The organism is Mesorhizobium sp. M0808, from assembly GCF_040320025.1.
Lineage (GTDB): Bacteria > Pseudomonadota > Alphaproteobacteria > Rhizobiales > Rhizobiaceae > Mesorhizobium.
Map to the genome: position 1 here is coordinate 1 of NZ_JAMYOX010000031.1, position 17099 is coordinate 17099.

A 17099-nucleotide genomic window follows, 5' to 3' on the forward strand; every position below is an offset into this window, starting at 1 on the left:
CGGCCTGTGACGAAAATCTCCCCGCCCGAACGTGGATGAAAGGCGTAACGGACAATCTTCTTTGCCTCGCCATCCTGATAACGGGCATTATGAGCCCAGTCCGACGTCAGTGTGAAATACCCATTTCACCTTGTTGGAGGCCTCGACGATTTTTGCCGGCCGGAGCGCTGACTCGAAGGAGGGGTGAACGGCGGCTTTGCGCCGCATGTCGGCCATAGAGGCAAACTCGCCTCCGCCCAGAAGTAGACATCACGGATGATGATGCTGCAGGTCCCCGCGCAGAGGCACGGCCAAGCCGGACGGTACCAACCGGGATTACTGCATTTATCATGCCGCGCACGGCGACTACACGTTCGCCTATGCATGGGTCGAGTATCTGGTCCATAAGATTGCACGGATACTGGATACGCTGAAATCCGAACCACTAAGCTCTAATCGGATCGGGGTGAGCAAGCGTAGCAAAAAGCATGAATGACAAGAACGAAGCCGAGCCTTCTATTTCCGACATAGTGCGAATGCGCCCTTGGAAGCATGCGCTCCTCACGACGTACACCCTGAGTCTTAGCTATTTTGAGTCAGAAATTCTGCGGCCCCTGCTGCGTGGAGGCTGCTCGGACATTTGGCTAGTCGCTGACGCGGAAGGCTATCGATCGTCACTGCTAGAGCGCCGTTCCATGCGCGTCGGGCAGGAGTACCGGCTCATCCCCGTCGCTCTGCCGAACGGGGTGTTTCATGCAAAATGCATTTACCTTGCGGGCGATGAGGGCGATCTGCTCCTGGTCGGCAGCGGCAATCTGACCTTCGGCGGACATGGCAAGAACGCTGAAGTGTTCGAGGCCCTTTCGCCGGGTTCTGCGGCGAGCGCCTTCCGCGATTTCGCCGACTTTCTGGAAGCTATCGGTTCGCTTCGCGACATCAAAATCGCACGGTCAGAATGAGTTGAAGACTTTGCCGGCCGCGCCAGAGCTGCGGCGGATCAAGGGACCGATCAGGGTGGCTCTCCCCCGCTACGGCTCGTGCATCCCGTCGATGTGCCCGGGATCAGTTGCCGGGCCTACTGGCTCCGTACGGTGCCTGCACCGAAGCTGTTATCATGTCTCCTTATCCCGACCACGACGGACTTGCGGTGCGGACCCTCGCCGATCGGTTGAGATTATCCTACACTGGCGTCGCGGTCACGAAGGCGGGCGGTAGCCCTTTTCCGTTTGCACAGACCGTTGCGTGGCCGCATCCGGTATCGCCCGTAAGACCGTCCCGCAAAGACAAATGCTTCGTCCACGCCAAGTGGTACGAGTTTCAGACGGAGACGGTCAGGCGAGAAGCAGCCTTCCTGAACTGACGTAGATAGGCGGCGAGCACTTAGAGGATGGCAATGCGCAGTGACTTCGGATGCCCAAGAGTCTAGGCTTAGCTTAGCTGAGTCTCGATGCCCTGATCGGTCACGAGGATAGGCCAATGGGTATAAGAAGGAGTGCTTAGACCGCAATAGCCGCCTCGACTGGCGACAGCACGGGATCAACCGATAACCGTAGGATAGACAGGACAAAAACGCCGCAAACTGACCTACAAAGCCTACAGCCACCGCAGCTCACAGCTAGCTAACGCGCTTCTGAGTGAGGACACCGTATTCATGGGACAATCGAATCCGAAGATATCTGGACCGCGTCAAACCCTGATCGTGATGGCGGTCTCACCGTCGCCATAACAGGTCGAATACTTGAACTTTTCCTTCAGGTCAGCCTTGTCCCAGTCCAAGTTGATTTTCGAAGGGTAATTGAAGATTAGCAGTTTTTCCTTGCTGAGCGTCAGCACGATGCGGGCGATAGCGGAGGAATCCGGATGGCCATGGCCGGATCCGTCGGTCGAGATCAGCCAGCGTGGCGATTGCAGCCTGTCGATCAGCACGGATATGTTGTTCTTGGCGCTGCCGTGATGCGCGACCTTCACGGCATCGAAGGACACACGGCCCTGACCGCCATAGCGCTCGACGCCGCTCGCCACGTCGGTGGGATGCGCGTCTGCGGTGAAGAGGATGCGTTTCTTTTCGCCGGCCTCCAACACGAAGGCGATGCTCGCGCCGTTCGGCCTGGTACGATCCGCTGTTTCCGCGTCCCCTGCCAGCTCACCGAGATTCTCCACGGTCGGCACGATCCGCGGTTCGGCCGAGAGGACCTTGTCGGCCTCGCGTTCTTCTTCAGCGGCGAACTCCCTGATACAGTCTTCCCAATCCGGATAGAAGTCGGCCAACTTCTGCCTGGGTGGGCCAAGCAGGACGAGATCGAGGCCGGGCGCCAGCGTCACGCGCGGCAGTTCGCCATCCGGCAGGACCATGACGGCCTCGCCCTTCAGTCTCGTGTTCCACGCTATGCCGAGTTCCTTGACGCGGGCATCGAACTGTAGCGCCTGCTTCACGCTGAGCGTCTTGAGGTCGTCAGGATCCGCGTCGGGTACATCCTCCGGCGACGGCGGCTTAACAAAAAAGTCCGCGGCGCGTGCGTGATGCTCGGCGCCGTTAAACCACACCTCGCCGATGGTCAACCCGCGAGGGTCGGCTAGAAAGGTCAGCACACCAGCTATGTGGTCGGCATCGACATGTGTCAGGATCATTAGGTCAATGGTTGGCTTGCCGGGGCGCGCAGGCAAGGAAGCGAGAAAGGCTGGCAGTACAGTCAGCCCGGTCTGCGGCCGCCCACCATCGACAAGAAGGCGGAACCCGGCCGCCTCGACGAACAGGCAGTCGCCGTCCCTGGCCGGCAGCATGGAAATCGAAACGGCGTCGATCATTTTCAGATTCCTTGAAAGCTGTTCGGATTTAGAAAGCCGCCGCCGGCGAGCGCGCTTCGGGTATCAGCAAGGGCAGGACGAGGATCGCCAGGTTGATGGCCAGCAGGAAGGCCAGCAACCTCGGGTCGAGCAACCAGCTTTCGATGCGCTGGTCCTCCAAATTGGCGATGAAGCGCTTCAGCTCTACGATGCGTTCACGCTGCTGGCGTGCTTTTTGCGCGGTCGCTCCCTGCCAAAGTACGAGATCGGCGTTCGCCTGCCGAATCTGCTCTTCCCTGGCGTGGCGGCCTGCAGTTCCGCCGCTAAGTTCGGCGACGCGTCGACGGAAGCTCCAGGCGGGCCAAATGCCGGCCGTGATGAAGAGGCTTATCGAGACAAGCGAGAGAACTAGGAACTGGGTTCGCCACATGCTTTCGTATTCGAGCCCGTAGCCCAGACCCCAGCTGATCCACCATCCGGCGAACCAGAAGCAGAGCACCGACAGTGCGATGATGGCGAAGGCATGGACGCTCTCCAATTCGCGCAAGGCCGCGCGCGCCTGCGGCGTCGAAAGGCCTGCCAGTGCGATGCCATTGCGGCTCATGATGCGGACGAACTGGCCGTAGCCGAGCAGCCGACCGAGTAATGTGCCGATGGGCAAAGCGATCGCCGGCACACCGACGATCAGCAGGAAGGAGATGAAAAGATGGGCGGAATCCAGATCGTTGATTGAGGTCAGGAGAATGACGCCCGTCAGCGAAATCAGGAAAATCACCGCCGAAATCAGCTTAGAGTACCAGCTGATCGTCCTTCTCAGGTCGCTCATGAACTTCTTCATGGCGCCGGCCTGGCCGGCGGGGAACACGAAAGCCGCACCGTCGTCGAAATTCCCGATCGCCTCTTCAAGTCGGCTTCCCAGCGCCACGGCCCGCCAGCCGACGATGATGATCGGTACGCCGGCGATGAGGGGCATGACATCGACGGGAAAAGGCGCGGCCTCGCCAAGGCCGGGTATTCTCTCCAGTGCGACGGTCAGAACATTCATGACAGCGTACCACACCAGTGCCCAGACAAAGGCGGCGAAGATGTAGGCCCATTTTCGGCGGGCGAAATGGCTCGCGACACGCCCCCACCAACTATCCGCCTGTGCAGGTTGGACGGGATCAGACACTGGAGATAACCCCCAGGTCGGCCGGTAGGAACAGGCTGTTGATGCGCGGCAACTTCGCTATATCCGCGCCACGTTTCTTCTTCAGCGTCTCGATCAGGTTCACCGTGGAGTCATCTGGAAATTCGCTAGCCAGGACCAGCCATTGCCAAAATTCGGCGACGGTAGGCTTGCGGCTGAACCTGCCCTCCAACTCTGTTAGTCCACTCCAGAACGCGCCGCCGGCCTCGATCAGCTGATTGTCCTGGGGATTGGCCGGCGCGTCGCCGCGATAGGCTTCCAGGCGCGCCTTGAGGATATCCAGGACGGTTTCCGGTTTGATCTCGATATGGTGCGTTACGCAACGGCGCAGGAACGGATCTGGCAGCCGCCGCTCGGAGTTCGAGGTGATCACGATGATCGGACGCTGCCTCGGCGGACCGATCGTCCTTCCGGTTTCGGCGATGGTGAACTTCATCTGGTCGAGTTCGAGCAGCAGATCATTGGGGAAATCACGCGGCGCCTTGTCAATTTCGTCGATCAGCACGACATGAGGCTTCGCATCCTCCTCGCCATTCCAGCCGAAGGCGATGCCCAACGCACGTGGGCTCAGGAAGGCTGATTTGTCGACCTCCTTCTGCGCGATCTGGCTCTGGCGGAACCAGGAAACCGCATCGAAATCATAGCAGATGTCGCGTGCCCGGGAATCAGAGCGCACCTGGTATTCGTGGAAGTGGCCGTCGTCCAACTCGAGCTGCTGGGCGAGCCAGAACGCGGCCAGCGTCTTGCCCGAGCCCGGTTCGCCGGTCAGCAGCAGCGGCCGGCCAAGGGTCAGCGCGACGTCCACGGCCGTTGTCAACTCGGGCGAAGCGACGTAGCTCCCGGCGCGGTCCTTGTTGGTGTCGAAGAAGCGGTTCACCCGCTTCTGGCGTTCGTCGAGTATAGCGGTTGCGCCGTCTGCCAGACGGTCGATCAGGCGAAATAGTTGCATGTCTGCCTCCAATCCTAGCGCCTGAAACCGGCTTTCTTTTCCAGCTTTTCAAGCAATGTCCTGAAACTTCCCTCGGTATCGCGTGCCAGCTTGAGGCTTTCGGTCTCCAGATCGGCGGGTGCGATATTATAGAAACGGCGGTAGCGGCCGAGATGCGTCTTGATCTCGGCCGGCGGGACAGCCCCAAGATGGACGACTTCATCCCCTTCCGACGCCTCAAACGTCTCGCCCTGTTCGGCATCGAAGCCGAAGGCCAAGGCGACGCGCGGCGAGTTGGGACTGTCTTTGAGGTCGTCGCAAAGGCTCTTCCAGATGCGCATATAGGCCTTCACCAGATCGGCATCGGATGCGGCGAGCGGACCGTGCAACAGCATCAGCACGCCGTTGCGGCCCGGCGACTTGTTGGCGATTAGCCGCCGGATGCGGCCAAATGAGGCATCTTCCACCGGAACGTCGGCATTGTTGCTCAACCCCTTGAAGATCGCCACGCGCAGTTGAGTGTCCAGCTCGTCAGGATCCTTCGGACGCGCAGCCGCCTGAAGTTCCACCTTCAACAGCACAGGCTTGTGGCCTGGAAAGCGCTCGACAACGACGTCGCGCACTCGCTCTTCGAAGATCGCCGGCATCTGGTCAGCCGCCCCGCTCCAGAACAGCACTGCCGGATCGTCAGAAGCCGCAGGCGCGACGAAGGAAGCGTTTAGCCGGCTTTCGATCATGCCAAGCGCATCGACGCGGTCGACACGGATCGGGAAGTTGCCGACAGCGTCGTCGTCCTCGGCCACGCGCTCGTCGTCGTTGCCGAGAGCGGTCCAGTCGGCAAACTGGGCGGCAACCACCGTGGACGCCCAGTGGCCGCTGCGCATCCAGTCTGTGGGGCAGTTACGCAGCACCTCGCGCACGGCGATAGGCGGCGAGAAGCGGTCGACGATAATCGCTTTCAACGCCCGTTCGGCCAGGATGCGGCTGGCGTCCATGCGCACGACCGTACGCATGGCGACGACGCAGGAGGCTGTTGCGGAGAAACTGCGCAACGCGCTGTCCTGGTTAGCGGCGGCGCCCAAGCAGGCATTGAACCAGATGAAGGGCGGATTGCCGTTGGCGTTGACGACCTGGGTGATGACGAAGGCGATGTCGCCGACATCCTGCCAGTCCTCCTTACCATTGTTATCGAACTGGAACTTGGTGCCCTTGGCGCCGGGCGTGGTGCCGTGTCCGTAAAAATAGATGATATGCGGATCGAATCGCTCCGTCAGCATGGCGCTTTCGAACTCAGCGAGACTGCGCACGCATTTGATGTTCTGCGGGGCCTTGCCGGCCTCGTAATGTGGCTCAAGGATCTTCTGCAACGCTTCCCGGTGTGAGGCCGCACCGGTGTTCTTGGCTGCGTCGGTGTGGTTGACCTCGGGCATGACGAGCAATAGGCGCGGGGTAGGCGGCTGGAGGATGTTGTAGTTTCCACGTCGCTCATCGGGTGCGACGGCACTGGCATCGACGGTGATGGCAACGGGATCACTGCGGTCTAGCGCCATGAACATCGGCTTGCCGAGCGCGCCGCGCGTGAGCATGGTCCACGGTACCTTGCATATGAAGTCGATGAAGTCCTCGCTCGACTCGCTGACTTCAGGAATGAAATGTAGCCACGAGCCGGGGTCGAAATCGACGCTTTTGCCGAACACGCTGTTCCAAAGTTCCGCGCCGATCTTCGATTGCTCAGTGACGCGCATGTCCCAGGTGTTGTTGGGCAAGTAGTCTTTGTCGAGATAGTTATCGAGCAGGGCTTTGATGTCGGGGATCGACCGATTGTCGAGCTTCATGTCCCGCGAGAGCGTCGTATCCTGCCAGGTCCTGGTAGCCGGATGCAGGATCTGGATGTTGTCCCCAGCCTGCTTGATGCGAATTTCGGTGCGCCTCATGCTGGCACCGTTTGCTGCTCTTCGCCGCTAAAGGCCGGTCCCTGCGCCGAGGGTGGCGCTTCTTGCTCCTGCGTGGCGGCCTTTGCCTCCTCGGGTTCAGGCAGGTCATACAGCAGGGGACGGACTTCGAGATAAATGCCATTGCGCACAACGACGCGGCGACGTTCGGCATTTATTGCAAGGATGGCGACGCCGTCGCGCGACGGGTCGACGCTTTCGCTGATCAGCGATTCCGCCCGGTATTGGTAGCCCTCGTTGTTGAGCGGAAACCCGGCAATGTCGAATTCGCCCTTCGAACCCGTCGCGGCCAAGGAAAAGCCGACGGGAGTGTTGTCGACCAGCGCGGCCTTGCGGTCCGGGAAGGGGGTGAGCCATCGCGGCCGCCACGGCAACGCCAGTTCGGCATTGCCGAGGGATAGCCCTTCGCCGAATATGATCCTCCCATCGGAGAGCGCGACGACGGTGGCGGTTCGATTGGAGTCTTCCGGGACGATTTCTGCCAGGGCGGTGATTTCAAGACCGAAGGACCCTATGCTTTCGGGCGAACCTGGGCCGGAGAGCGACTCGCTGGTAGAGGACGGTCCGAGTCCAGAAGGCGACGCCAGGTCGGCCACGCGGAAAATGTTGCCGTTTTCCAGACCGCACAGCACGGCGCCAGCCTGCGAGAAGGCGAGTGCGGTGATGGCGCCGGGCAAGCTGAAGTGCTGAGGCCTGTTTCCTTCGTTCAGATTGGTCACGATAAGGGTATCCGCGCGCCGGCCACAGCAGGCGATGCGGTTTCCCACTGTGCTCAGCGCGACCAGGGGCGAGCCGCCGATCTCTGTCGTCCCTAGCGGCACCTCCACCAAGGACAGGTTGGCCAGCGGTTCCGCAGTAGTCTTGCCGGCCTCTCCGGCTTGCTGGAACGAGAAAAGGCGTCCGGACCGGGTTGCCAGAACCCCGGCCTGGATGTTTGGGAAAACCATCATCTCCGAGAAATCGTGAGGCACGGTGTCGGCTCTGGACAGCGGTTCGCGAAGGCTGACCGGTTCACGGGTGCCAAGCACGGCGTCGATACGGCTGAAGATGGCCTGCGCGTTCGTAGCGTCCGGTTCCATCACGAGGACATTTCTGCCCCCGGGCAGGAAGGCGACAAGCGGGGTGGCATCAGCGCTCAGCCGGACGCGAACCTCGGAAAGGCCGAGCGACCAGGTTGCGGATGCAGTCTCCGGTTCCTCCGCGGTCTCCTCTTCCGGCCCGGGCTCGGTGTGCGGACGGCCGGTCAATGCGGGAACCCGGGTAGAGTGTTGCGGCAGGAGCATCGTTCCTTGTTCGGCGGATTGGCCGGGCTGGCGCAGCCGCTGGACAAAATCCACGAACTTGCGCTCGTCGATCAGCCCGCCCGCTTTGATGTCAGCGAGATCCTGCAGTGCGCGTACCTGGCGCGGTGTGAAAAGTTCGGCCTGAGCCCGCGTGTAGCGCCACAGTTCGGCGGCGGTGATCGATGTCGGCTCCTCTCCGAAAGCCCCGTCCAGCACGCTCAGGAAGGCGAACTGCTGATCGCGTGATGTGACCGAGGACCGCGATAGCAGCCGGCGGCGCATTTCGGCCGAAAAACGCAGGCCTTCCGGGCCGATCCAGCTTCCGGGCAGGCGCACGAGCAGGGAAAAGGCAAGTCCTTCCCCGTCGCCACCAAGCTGAGGATGCGCCCCTCGCAGTTTCTCAGCGAGCGCGAAGGAAACCGGCTCCACCATAGCGCAGGCCGAAGCCCATTGCGCGTGAGGCTCGGAAAGAGTCTCGAAGACGGCAACTGCGACCTTTGGAGCTCCAGCCTTACGGATCGCTGCGCGATCCGGCGCAAAGGCGGAGGCAAGAGCCCGCCGCAAAGCGTGTCCAGTCGCAGGATGCGGCCCGATGCCGAGACTTTCCAGCACTTCGTGGCGACTGTCCCATAACCGCGGGTCGTAGTAGTCGAAGGTCAGCACCGGCCCCTGCTCGCGTAGGTCGGCCAGCAGCGAGGCATCCCGGCGTGACAAGCGCCTCAGATCGCCGAAGACGGCGGTGAGCATCCAGCCACTGCCCTCGGCGATGGTCTCCAGCGCCGAGGCGACAGTGCCAGTTCGATACGGGTCCGACCGGTTGATCCCGGACAACGAACCGGAATAGACAAAGGTCTCTACAACAACGCCGCGCCGCTCAAGCGCGATCTGGAATTCCGCAGCAATCGTGTTCCAGTAGCTGGCGTCGCAGGCCCTATCGGTGAGTATGACGACGGTCGGCAACTCCTTGCGCTTCTCGAAAACGAGGCTGTCTATGGCACCGCGCACCCGGCGGTCGACGGTGGCGCGCAGATCCAGCTCCGGCCTGTCGCTCTCGGTCAAACGGTAGTTCAAAAGCTCGACGATTTCGGATGCGAGCTGCGGCGTGAGGAAGCGTGGCGGAGGCCCTCCAAGCGAGCCGACCCGAAATACCGAATTGTCACCCTTGGCTAGAGGCTGAGGGATTTGCGGCTTGTCCTTGGGAAGTTCGCTTTTGATGTCGGCCTTTTTCCTCAGCCCGAAAATGAGCAGGACGGCGACGACACTGGATGCGACCAGTGCCGCAACCGTGCCGTGGCGAACCAGAAGCGCGAAAGCCAGGCCCTGCGGGTCCTCGTGCTCGGCGATGAGTTCGCCTCCGACCGGGTCTGTGAAGACGCCGGACAAAGACATAACGACCAGCGCCAGCCTGTCTCCCAGATTCGAGAGAGCGTCCGGAAAAAGAATGATAAACGCTGTGAGCAGGAAGACAGCAACAAGCAGCCAAAGCACCCGCGACATCCATTTCGGATTGCGAGCGATTTCTAGGAAACGGACGATCCGGGCCTGGAGCTTTTGCCTGAAGCCCGGTTCCGCCTGCGGCGGCTCATCGGGCCTGGGATCCTTTATTTTGGGCTCGATCGGATCGACGTTTTCCCTGGCCGCCTGCCCGGATGGAGGGGAAGGCGGCGCCAGCAACTCATCGATCAGCGTCGAAACCAGTTCGCGCTGTTCTTGACGCTTGCAGAAGATGGGAAGCAGCGCCAGCCGCAGCTCCTCCTTCGTCCATGCTTCCTGAGTGGAAAGCACGGCTGCTGCCTGCTCGATCTCGAAGATGCCGGCCCGGATGCGCATGTCGCGTAGCCGCCAGGTCAGCGCTTGAACGAGGCTATTGGCGGCCGCTGCGTGCATACTGTTAGCCCCTTCCGCTCGCAGGGCCGGCTGGTAACAATCGGAGCATTTGCACCTCCTAACCAAAATCGCGTTATGGGCCTGGGTGTGATTCCGGCACGCCGCCGTCATCGGGAAACGTTACATCGAACCAGCCACCTTCATTCAGCGCGCGCGTATCCTCAAGCTTTGCTCGTCGCGCCACCAGGGTCAGCGTGTCGGTGTCGGGTACACCGGAGTAGGCGCCCTCGCGTGTTGACACGACGGCGAAGCGGGGGCGGCCGTCCGGCGCCTGCTCGGGCAGCACCTTGTCGAGTTGATGCAGCGGCGAGCCGTTCTTGCTGCCGTGATGGCTGACCTTCAGGAAATGCACCGGCTTCAATTCGTTTTCCCGATCCATCATCTCCCAGCTCTTCTCTTCCGCGTCGCCGGGGAAGAGCAGCCGCCAGCCGTTCCATTCGAGCTCGATGGCTATGCTCGAATTGTTGGCGGCCTTGTCGATCGTGCGCAGATTGGCGGCCATGCCGCTGGAACGAAACTCGATCAGATCGAAGAAGTCCCCTGCAGAGACGCCCGCCGGGGGCGTGATGGCTTTGGCGTCGAGCGACAGGGGTGCAGCGCCGTCGAACAGGGCACCCAGCGTGCGGGGCGGCAGCGCGCCGTAGTAGATCGACGTGTCCTCCTCCGGCGCGAGTAGCCGGACCTTCGTGCGGCGGAATGGGTGATGGCCCGAGACGTCGGTCGTTCGATGCACGTAGAGCGCCTTCACGCCGTCAAGCCCGAGTTCGCTGATATGCTTGACGCAGTCCTTGGTGGATCGCGGGTTGTTGATGTCGAGGAGGGCCTGGATCCCGAGCGGCACTGGTACGGCGCTCTTTGCGAGAAACGCAGCGACGCTGTCGTAGGCGGCGAGTGCAGCGAGTTGCTTCCGCTTCGCCTTTGGGAAGCGGTTGTAGTAGGACGCGCCTTCCGACGAGGCGGTCATCCACAGGTGTCTCGCCTTGAACTCGATACCGAGCTTCCTGGCGCCATGGAGAAGCCCTTGCACATGGTCCATGTGCTCATGAGTCATGATGTAGAGATCGATTGGCTTGCCGCCGAGTTCGTCCCTGATGTTTTCAAGCACGGGCTTGAAGACCTCGTCGCGACCCGCCGTCCCTGCAAGCGCATTGCCGACATCGACTAGCACGTTGAGCATGACCTCCTGACCGGCATCGTCGATCTCGGGAATGGTCAGCAGGATGGCATCGCCAAACAAGACATTGTAGATCCTGATCCTGAGTTTTCTTGCCATCTCAGTGCCCCATCATGTGCAGCATCTGGCCCATCGCGCGAATGCGCAATGTACCATTCTGGATCTGGACATTTGGCGAGCCGAACTCGAGGACCCCCTCGGCGATGTTGGTGGCAAGGAATGCCTTCCTCATGGCATCGTTGCGCAAGGTCGACGCGTCACGCTGCGAGGGATGATCGGGGCTGGTCGACAGCAGCGCATGCACCTTGCGCGTCTCCCAGTCGACCGCCAGCGCCGTGCCGCGTGTGACGGCCACCTCGTTAAAGAAGTCGCCAATCTGGAACGTCTGGGTGGACTGCCATGCAACCTTGAACAGGAGTGCCCGCATCACGGCCGGCTCTCCGTTCTTGCGCCAGGTCTTGCGGCTGACGTCGAGCCGCGGCCGCACTTCGAACGGCATGTTGGCGGGGATCAAAAGCTTCTGGCGCCATTTTTCTGCGAACTGGTAGGCTGCCCAGTCGCTGCGTACCAATTGCTCAAGGTCGAGGTCGGCGGCTATGTCGAAGCCTGCATCGACAGGATCGAGCGTTCCGGCGTCATCGACCATCCCCCGTCGCAAAAATTCCGCTTTGATAAAGTCACGCGGTTCGGAGTCTTGCGGGTTCGAATAGGTGTCGGCAACGACCATGGCGCGGCCGTAGTCGGCGAAGGAGATCTCGCCCGGCGGCAGATAGTCCAACGCTCGGAAGGCGATGCGTTTGAACTTCTCAGTCGCCTTGAACAGCGCGAAACCTGACACGGAAAAGCGGATCTTGTCCTTCTCCTCCTTCGTCGGTGCCGACAGGCCCGCCTGCTTTCGCTTCTGCTTGTCTTTGGCAAGCTTCTCCTGAAAATCCTCCTGCCTGATTTCCTCGTATTCGGCGACAAGCAGGGCATAGAGCGCGCCGGTGAGCACGGTGCTGAGGTCGTGCGGCTCATTTAGATCGAGATCGCCAGGCTTAAGCATCGACGCTTTGTTGTTGAGGTCACGCAGCGGGCGCCCTTCGCCGTAGAGGGCCTCACCGAACTGCCGGGCGATCTCGTTGAAGGCTTCGGCTTTCCGGAGGTCGCCGCCAGTGTCGATCATCACCTGACGCAGCAGGCGATCCGTGCGCACCGCGAGCATCACCGCTCCGAGGTCGGCAATCGCCTCGTGCATTGCGAGCGATTGCGGAGACGTCGCATTGTAAAGATCGGGCGCGATGCCATCGAGGATCGCGTGCGTCGTTTCGTGCCCGACGACGTCCGGCGACAGGCAGGTGTAGACGAACTTGCCGGGCTTCTTGGGGTCGGGGTCGTCGACGAAGAAGAACTGCAGGCTGCGTGAATCGCGATGGTAGAAGGCATTTGGCATCTTGCCGGCGCGTGGCACGACGAGCAACTGCTCGCCGTCGAAGGCCCAGCTGAGCTTGCGGCCGAGTACATCCTGCCCCTCGAAGATAGACATCATCTTCATGACCGCCGTGAACACACTGACCTGCATGAAGTCGGCGGCCTCGAAGTCCAGTTCGTCGTCGACCTTGTAGTTTCCTTGCGTCCGGCCCTTCGGCGGCACGAAACGCGCACCTGGCATCACCGCGCCAGTGTCGGGATCGAGGTCGATCACCGCCACGCGCCGTGACACCGGCCCGTCGAGCAGAGGCTCTGTCGCCGCATACTCCCAGCCCTGCATCCGGGTTTTCGTACCCTTGGGCGCAGGGCCTGGCTCGGCGTCCATATATTTTAGCTTGACGACGTTGGTGTCGGGAACCGTCTTCTTCTTCGCCACAGGCGTCCTCTCCTATTTGTCGGTCACCACGAACTGCACTGGTTTCTCGCCGGAAGGCTTGCCGGCGAAGCGCGCCCGGTAGAAGCCTGGCTTGCCGAGGGGCGGCAGGCGCAGCTTCAGCGAAGGGATCGGTGGACCGGAGTAGCTTACCTTCAGGGCCTCGCCGGCGGCCGTGAAAGATTGGTCGGGTCCGTCCGTGCTTTCCAGCACTACCTTTCCCTTGACGGTGTCGACCGGTGCCGACGGTGCGATGACTAGTTCAATCTCATCTGTCTTGCGGATGGTCAGGGACTGTACGGAAAGTGTTGCGGTCTCTGTTCCCTTCACGCCAACGGGCGGAGTCGGAAAGTTCTTGCCGAAGAGGCGGAAGAACACGGCCTTGAAGGTGGTTTCCGTGAAGAAGCCGGCATGCTCGCCGACGACGAGCTGCTTTTGCGCCGAAACCGGAAGCGCACTCCACAACGGTACCGTGCCGTCGCCTGCGTCTTCTGAACGGGTCACCTGTCTGGAGCTCGTGCCGACGTTTATGCGGGTTGCGGTCTTGTGGCCGGTTCCGGCGAAGTAGAAATACCGGATATGCTGGGGTTCCTTCCCATTCCTGAGCGTCTCGTGAACCCAGGCGGCACGGGCGACCAATGCCGGATTCATTCCAAGGCTGGTGGCGACAGCCGGGTCATAGATATCAAGGTCGCCCAGCGTGCCGCCTGCCTTGATGTCCCAGCAGGCCGCTTCACCTGGTGCGGGAAGAAGCTGGTAGCCGGACGGATAGCGCCTGTCCGCCGTGATTTCGCGAAAGTCGGCCGCGCTGACGCCCATGGCGCTGTCGAGGCCGAGTATCCGCGCCAGTGCGAGCGGTGCGCCGAGATGCGGCGTTGCCAGCGTCATGAACGCATTGATCTTCCCGAACCAGGGTCTTGCATCGAACTTGCCGGCCTCGAGCATCAATCGGCTGATCAACCCGCCCATGCTGTGGGCAACGATGGTGATCGACGTTGTGCCGGCGGGCAGCGTGTCGAGCCGGTCTGCCAACCGATCGGCAAGGACTTCAAGATCTCGCCGCCAGTCATAGGGGAAGACATGGAGGCGGTCGCCCGGCCCGCTCTCCTTGAAGCCGATCGTGGCGAACGTGTTGATGAGCGGCTTGTAGACGTCGAAGCAGGACACCGCGCGCACCACATCGCCAACGACGAGGTCTTCCAGCAGCAGTTTCTGTTTACGCTTGTAGCCGAAGGTGACCTCGAGCGGTGTCGGAGGCCAGACTTCCTCGCCGTCCGGCAGCGACAGGATCGAGCCCATGATCCCCGGCACAAATACCACGCACTTCATGGCCTGCTCTCTTCTTTGGATTGGGTCGTCTACTGTGTCGGGTCGAGCGTGCAGCCGCAGCTGCAAGTGTGGTGCGGACCGCTGTTGCCGGTCCAGTTCAAGCGAATGTGGCCGAGACCTTTGGTCCCGCCCACGATCTTGTTGCGAACCTCGGTGCGCCTCTCATCGATACAGGCCGAGGGGGTGCCAACTTTCCAGTTTGAGTTTGTGAGACTCTGGATCGAGACTGCCAGCGGATGCGTGTAGCTGTTGTTATGGCCGTAGGAGAGCGCGACGCGCGGGGTGCCCGCGCCCGGCTTCGGCGGAGCCGCACCCGGTGCATGGCCGCCGTGGTGAGCGGCGACGGGGCCGGCAATTGCCTTGGCTGGGCGAAGCGTTGGAATGTCACTATAACCTGCGTCTCCGGGCAGCAGAATCGGGTCGATACCGGCTCTCCCCGGACCCACACCGCCATGCCGGACCTGTTCTGGTTGGTCGCTGGCCCGACGCAACGCTCCAGATCCACCTTGCCGGCCGAGAGAATTCCGCCGCCGCTCCAGACCATCAGCTTGCCCGTGGTCCCAATGGCGCTTGCCATCGCCGACTGCGGGCCTGGGCCAAGCGTCTGCAGTGCCGCGATCCAAGTCATCCCCTGCGCAGCCGGATAGATGTTTGCCGCATGGAAATGATCGTAGTGCCAGTGGGTCAGGATGACCGGAGGATCATGCAGGAGGCAGATCCCGCGCATGGACGGTGGCCAGGTTCCGACATCGGCAAGAACGCCCGCGCCGAGATCGACGTATGCCACAACCTTACCGGCGGCTGCCACCAGCGCATTGGCTGATCCTTGGCCCACATCGAGGGCGAAGATGTGTTCGATCGGCGATGCGGGCAGCGCCAGCTCGATCTCATCCTCCGGCCTGACGTCCGGCGCAAGGTCAGTCGCCAGCGCCAACATGCGCGCGAGCTTGTTCGACGCGGGCCGCACCGAAATCCTGGCTCGACGCGGCGGGCCAGCGATACTATTGTAGACGGCGGCCTCGCCCTTGTCGTCTGGAACCAACTCGATCTGCGACCACTCAGGCAGGGCATCGTGCGGATACTTTGCAAGCCACTCGCCCCCGGCATCCGACGCATTGATTTCGATCGCGTAAATCGGCGCGCCGTCGACATGGTTTCGCCAACTGCCCGGTTGAGGGAGTGGGCCGGACACCGCATAGGTCCGGTCGAAGTAATCCGCGTTGACAGCGTCGAAAAGCACAAACTCGCTACCGGCCCCGTCGATAAGCAGGGCGTATGCGCGGCTGGGAATATCGAAGACCGCATCGCGCGGTCGGAAGAAGTCGTGCATGCTTCCATCCCCTTCCCCGAACAGAGTTTCCTGCGCGCGTGCAGGCGCGATCCGACCTACCGCTTGAAAAGTTCCATGGATGGTTCTGTCGGAGCCAGCGGTACGGCATCAAACGGATCAGTCGGAAAACCAAACTTCGGCACATCGGTGGCTTGGTCCGCCATCTGTGGGTAGTTGGCAAACACCCAAGCCCGAAAATTCTTTATGCCCAGGGCTACTTGCAATGAGTAATCAAGCGGCTGAGTGCCGTTGACAAACGATGCCGTACCGAGATTGAGGAAGTAGCGTCCCACAACGCCATCGTCGTAAGGATCCTGCGGCGGCCCCGGCATAAGCAGGCCGGCCGACACCTCAGCCAGGCTTCCCCTCGTGATGGCGCGTCCCCAGTCGAGCGCTTGTCCGTGGCAAGCGATGCATGATGATTTCGGATTGTCCACCGGCCCGTTCAACCGGCCAAAGAGGCCAAGGGTGTGCCGAGGCAAAGCGAAGAACTTCTCTGCAACAGCAGGGTTGACCCAGGATTCACGCACCGCCTTGCCACGCTGCTCATACTGAAACGCTGTCAGCGTGGGGTCATTGCCCCACGTCACGCCGACGGGCGTCAGTCTTTCATAAGGTGTATTGCCGGGCGTTCCGGCATCATACATGAAGGTACCGAAGAACCACCCCGACACACCGTTGAGTCGATTGTCCTTGACCGCCACATCGACCTGCAGCAGGCGCATCCTGGTGACCTCGCCCTTTTCGCCGATCGCGGCATCCCATTCCAGTGACCCAGCGAGATATGGCACCTCCGAAGGGGCGGCAGCCGTGAAGAGCAGCTTGATCGCGTAGCTGCCATCGGGAAAGGCGAAGTCCTTCGTCTTGGGTGAGGCGGGGTCCTTCCACACCAGGGCAAGCCTTCGGCAAGCAACGTCGTTATAAAAGCCGATCGCCCAGTTCTGACTGAATGCCTGTTGCCTGGCATGAAGTTCGAACGGGCGCGATCCGCGCTCCAATGTCATGCCGCGCAGCCGTTCACGCAGATCCTGAAACCAGGGCGCGTGGCACCATGTGCTTGCCTTGTTGTCTTCAATGCGCCAGTCGACCCCCTGATTGTCTTTGATGCCGTACTCCAGCAGCGCTTTCGCATAGCGGGCCGGTTCTTGCATGGGATCGATCTGCTTCCAGGACAATTTCGGGGTAGCGATCGCTGCCAGCGCCCCCAGTTTGAGAGCGAACTCGCGGTGACTTGCGCGTTCCGTCAGGGGTCTCGTGCTTGAACATGCGAATTTGATGTGCGCGGCCTCATTGAATGGCGTTCCTTCGTGCACGGCGCAGGGTGGCTCGTCCGCAACCTGAGCAGGGCTGGCCGACAAGAAAGCCGCGAAAAATACGCTCACCAGAGAAAACAGAAGTGCACGCTTCGCCATGGCCATCTC

11 protein-coding genes are annotated in these 17099 nt (G+C 61.4%); 1 reads left to right on the top strand and 10 read right to left on the bottom strand.

Translation table 11 applies throughout. The annotated features are described in order from the left end of the window. Positions 1 to 467 precede the first annotated feature (467 nt). Positions 468 to 938, top strand: a complete 471-nt coding sequence (locus NKI25_RS26595; RefSeq protein ID WP_352827724.1) for a phospholipase D-like domain-containing protein — start codon at positions 468 to 470, stop codon at positions 936 to 938. A gap of 727 nt (positions 939 to 1665) precedes the next feature. On the opposite strand, the gene NKI25_RS26600 is transcribed toward NKI25_RS26595, so the two are convergent. The 10 genes from NKI25_RS26600 to NKI25_RS26645 form a co-directional block, all read right to left on the bottom strand. Continuing rightward, complete coding sequence (locus tag NKI25_RS26600) at positions 1666 to 2784, bottom strand: MBL fold metallo-hydrolase (RefSeq protein ID WP_352827726.1); 1119 nt, start codon at positions 2782 to 2784, stop codon at positions 1666 to 1668. 28 nt (positions 2785 to 2812) lie between these two features. Then, positions 2813 to 3934 carry a hypothetical protein gene (locus NKI25_RS26605; protein WP_352827729.1) on the bottom strand — a complete coding sequence of 374 codons (1122 nt, stop codon included), beginning with the start codon at positions 3932 to 3934 and terminating at the stop codon, positions 2813 to 2815. Then, positions 3927 to 4913 carry an AAA family ATPase gene (locus NKI25_RS26610; protein ID WP_352999847.1) on the bottom strand — a complete coding sequence of 329 codons (987 nt, stop codon included), beginning with the start codon at positions 4911 to 4913 and terminating at the stop codon, positions 3927 to 3929. Before NKI25_RS26610 ends, NKI25_RS26605 begins: the two co-directional genes overlap by 8 nt. 2 nt (positions 4914 to 4915) lie before the next feature. After that, positions 4916 to 6814 carry a hypothetical protein gene (locus NKI25_RS26615; RefSeq protein ID WP_352999849.1) on the bottom strand — a complete coding sequence of 633 codons (1899 nt, stop codon included), beginning with the start codon at positions 6812 to 6814 and terminating at the stop codon, positions 4916 to 4918. Next, positions 6811 to 10002, bottom strand: a complete 3192-nt coding sequence (locus tag NKI25_RS26620) for a hypothetical protein (RefSeq protein WP_352999851.1) — start codon at positions 10000 to 10002, stop codon at positions 6811 to 6813. The genes NKI25_RS26615 and NKI25_RS26620 overlap by 4 nt, the downstream gene beginning before the upstream one ends. A 73-nt stretch (positions 10003 to 10075) precedes the next feature. After that, positions 10076 to 11275 (bottom strand): ComEC/Rec2 family competence protein, encoded by a 1200-nt coding sequence (locus tag NKI25_RS26625; RefSeq protein WP_352999853.1) that lies wholly within the window; start codon positions 11273 to 11275, stop codon positions 10076 to 10078. Position 11276: 1 nt separating this feature from the next. Then, the gene (locus NKI25_RS26630; protein WP_352999855.1) at positions 11277 to 13022 is read right to left on the bottom strand and encodes a gluzincin family metallopeptidase; all 1746 of its coding nucleotides are present in this window, start codon (positions 13020 to 13022) and stop codon (positions 11277 to 11279) included. A gap of 12 nt (positions 13023 to 13034) precedes the next feature. Then, positions 13035 to 14348: an alpha/beta hydrolase gene (locus tag NKI25_RS26635; RefSeq protein ID WP_352827742.1), complete on the bottom strand. Its 1314-nt coding sequence runs from the start codon at positions 14346 to 14348 to the stop codon at positions 13035 to 13037. A gap of 97 nt (positions 14349 to 14445) precedes the next feature. Then, positions 14446 to 15678: a hypothetical protein gene (locus tag NKI25_RS26640; protein ID WP_352827745.1), complete on the bottom strand. Its 1233-nt coding sequence runs from the start codon at positions 15676 to 15678 to the stop codon at positions 14446 to 14448. A gap of 56 nt (positions 15679 to 15734) precedes the next feature. Beyond that, on the bottom strand, positions 15735 to 17090 hold the full coding sequence (locus NKI25_RS26645) for a hypothetical protein (protein ID WP_352999858.1): 1356 nt from the start codon (positions 17088 to 17090) through the stop codon (positions 15735 to 15737). Positions 17091 to 17099 lie beyond the last annotated feature (9 nt).

Excerpts from the sequence above, each read along its gene's own strand:
- NKI25_RS26595 (WP_352827724.1), top strand. The coding sequence starts at position 468 with ATGAATGACAAGAACGAAGCCGAGCCTTCTATTTCCGACATAGTGCGA.
- NKI25_RS26600 (WP_352827726.1), bottom strand. The coding sequence starts at position 2,784 with ATGATCGACGCCGTTTCGATTTCCATGCTGCCGGCCAGGGACGGCGAC.
- NKI25_RS26615 (WP_352999849.1), bottom strand. The coding sequence starts at position 6,814 with ATGAGGCGCACCGAAATTCGCATCAAGCAGGCTGGGGACAACATCCAG.
- NKI25_RS26620 (WP_352999851.1), bottom strand. The coding sequence starts at position 10,002 with ATGCACGCAGCGGCCGCCAATAGCCTCGTTCAAGCGCTGACCTGGCGG.
- NKI25_RS26625 (WP_352999853.1), bottom strand. The coding sequence starts at position 11,275 with ATGGCAAGAAAACTCAGGATCAGGATCTACAATGTCTTGTTTGGCGAT.
- NKI25_RS26635 (WP_352827742.1), bottom strand. The coding sequence starts at position 14,348 with ATGAAGTGCGTGGTATTTGTGCCGGGGATCATGGGCTCGATCCTGTCG.
- NKI25_RS26640 (WP_352827745.1), bottom strand. The coding sequence starts at position 15,678 with ATGCACGACTTCTTCCGACCGCGCGATGCGGTCTTCGATATTCCCAGC.
- NKI25_RS26645 (WP_352999858.1), bottom strand. The coding sequence starts at position 17,090 with ATGGCGAAGCGTGCACTTCTGTTTTCTCTGGTGAGCGTATTTTTCGCG.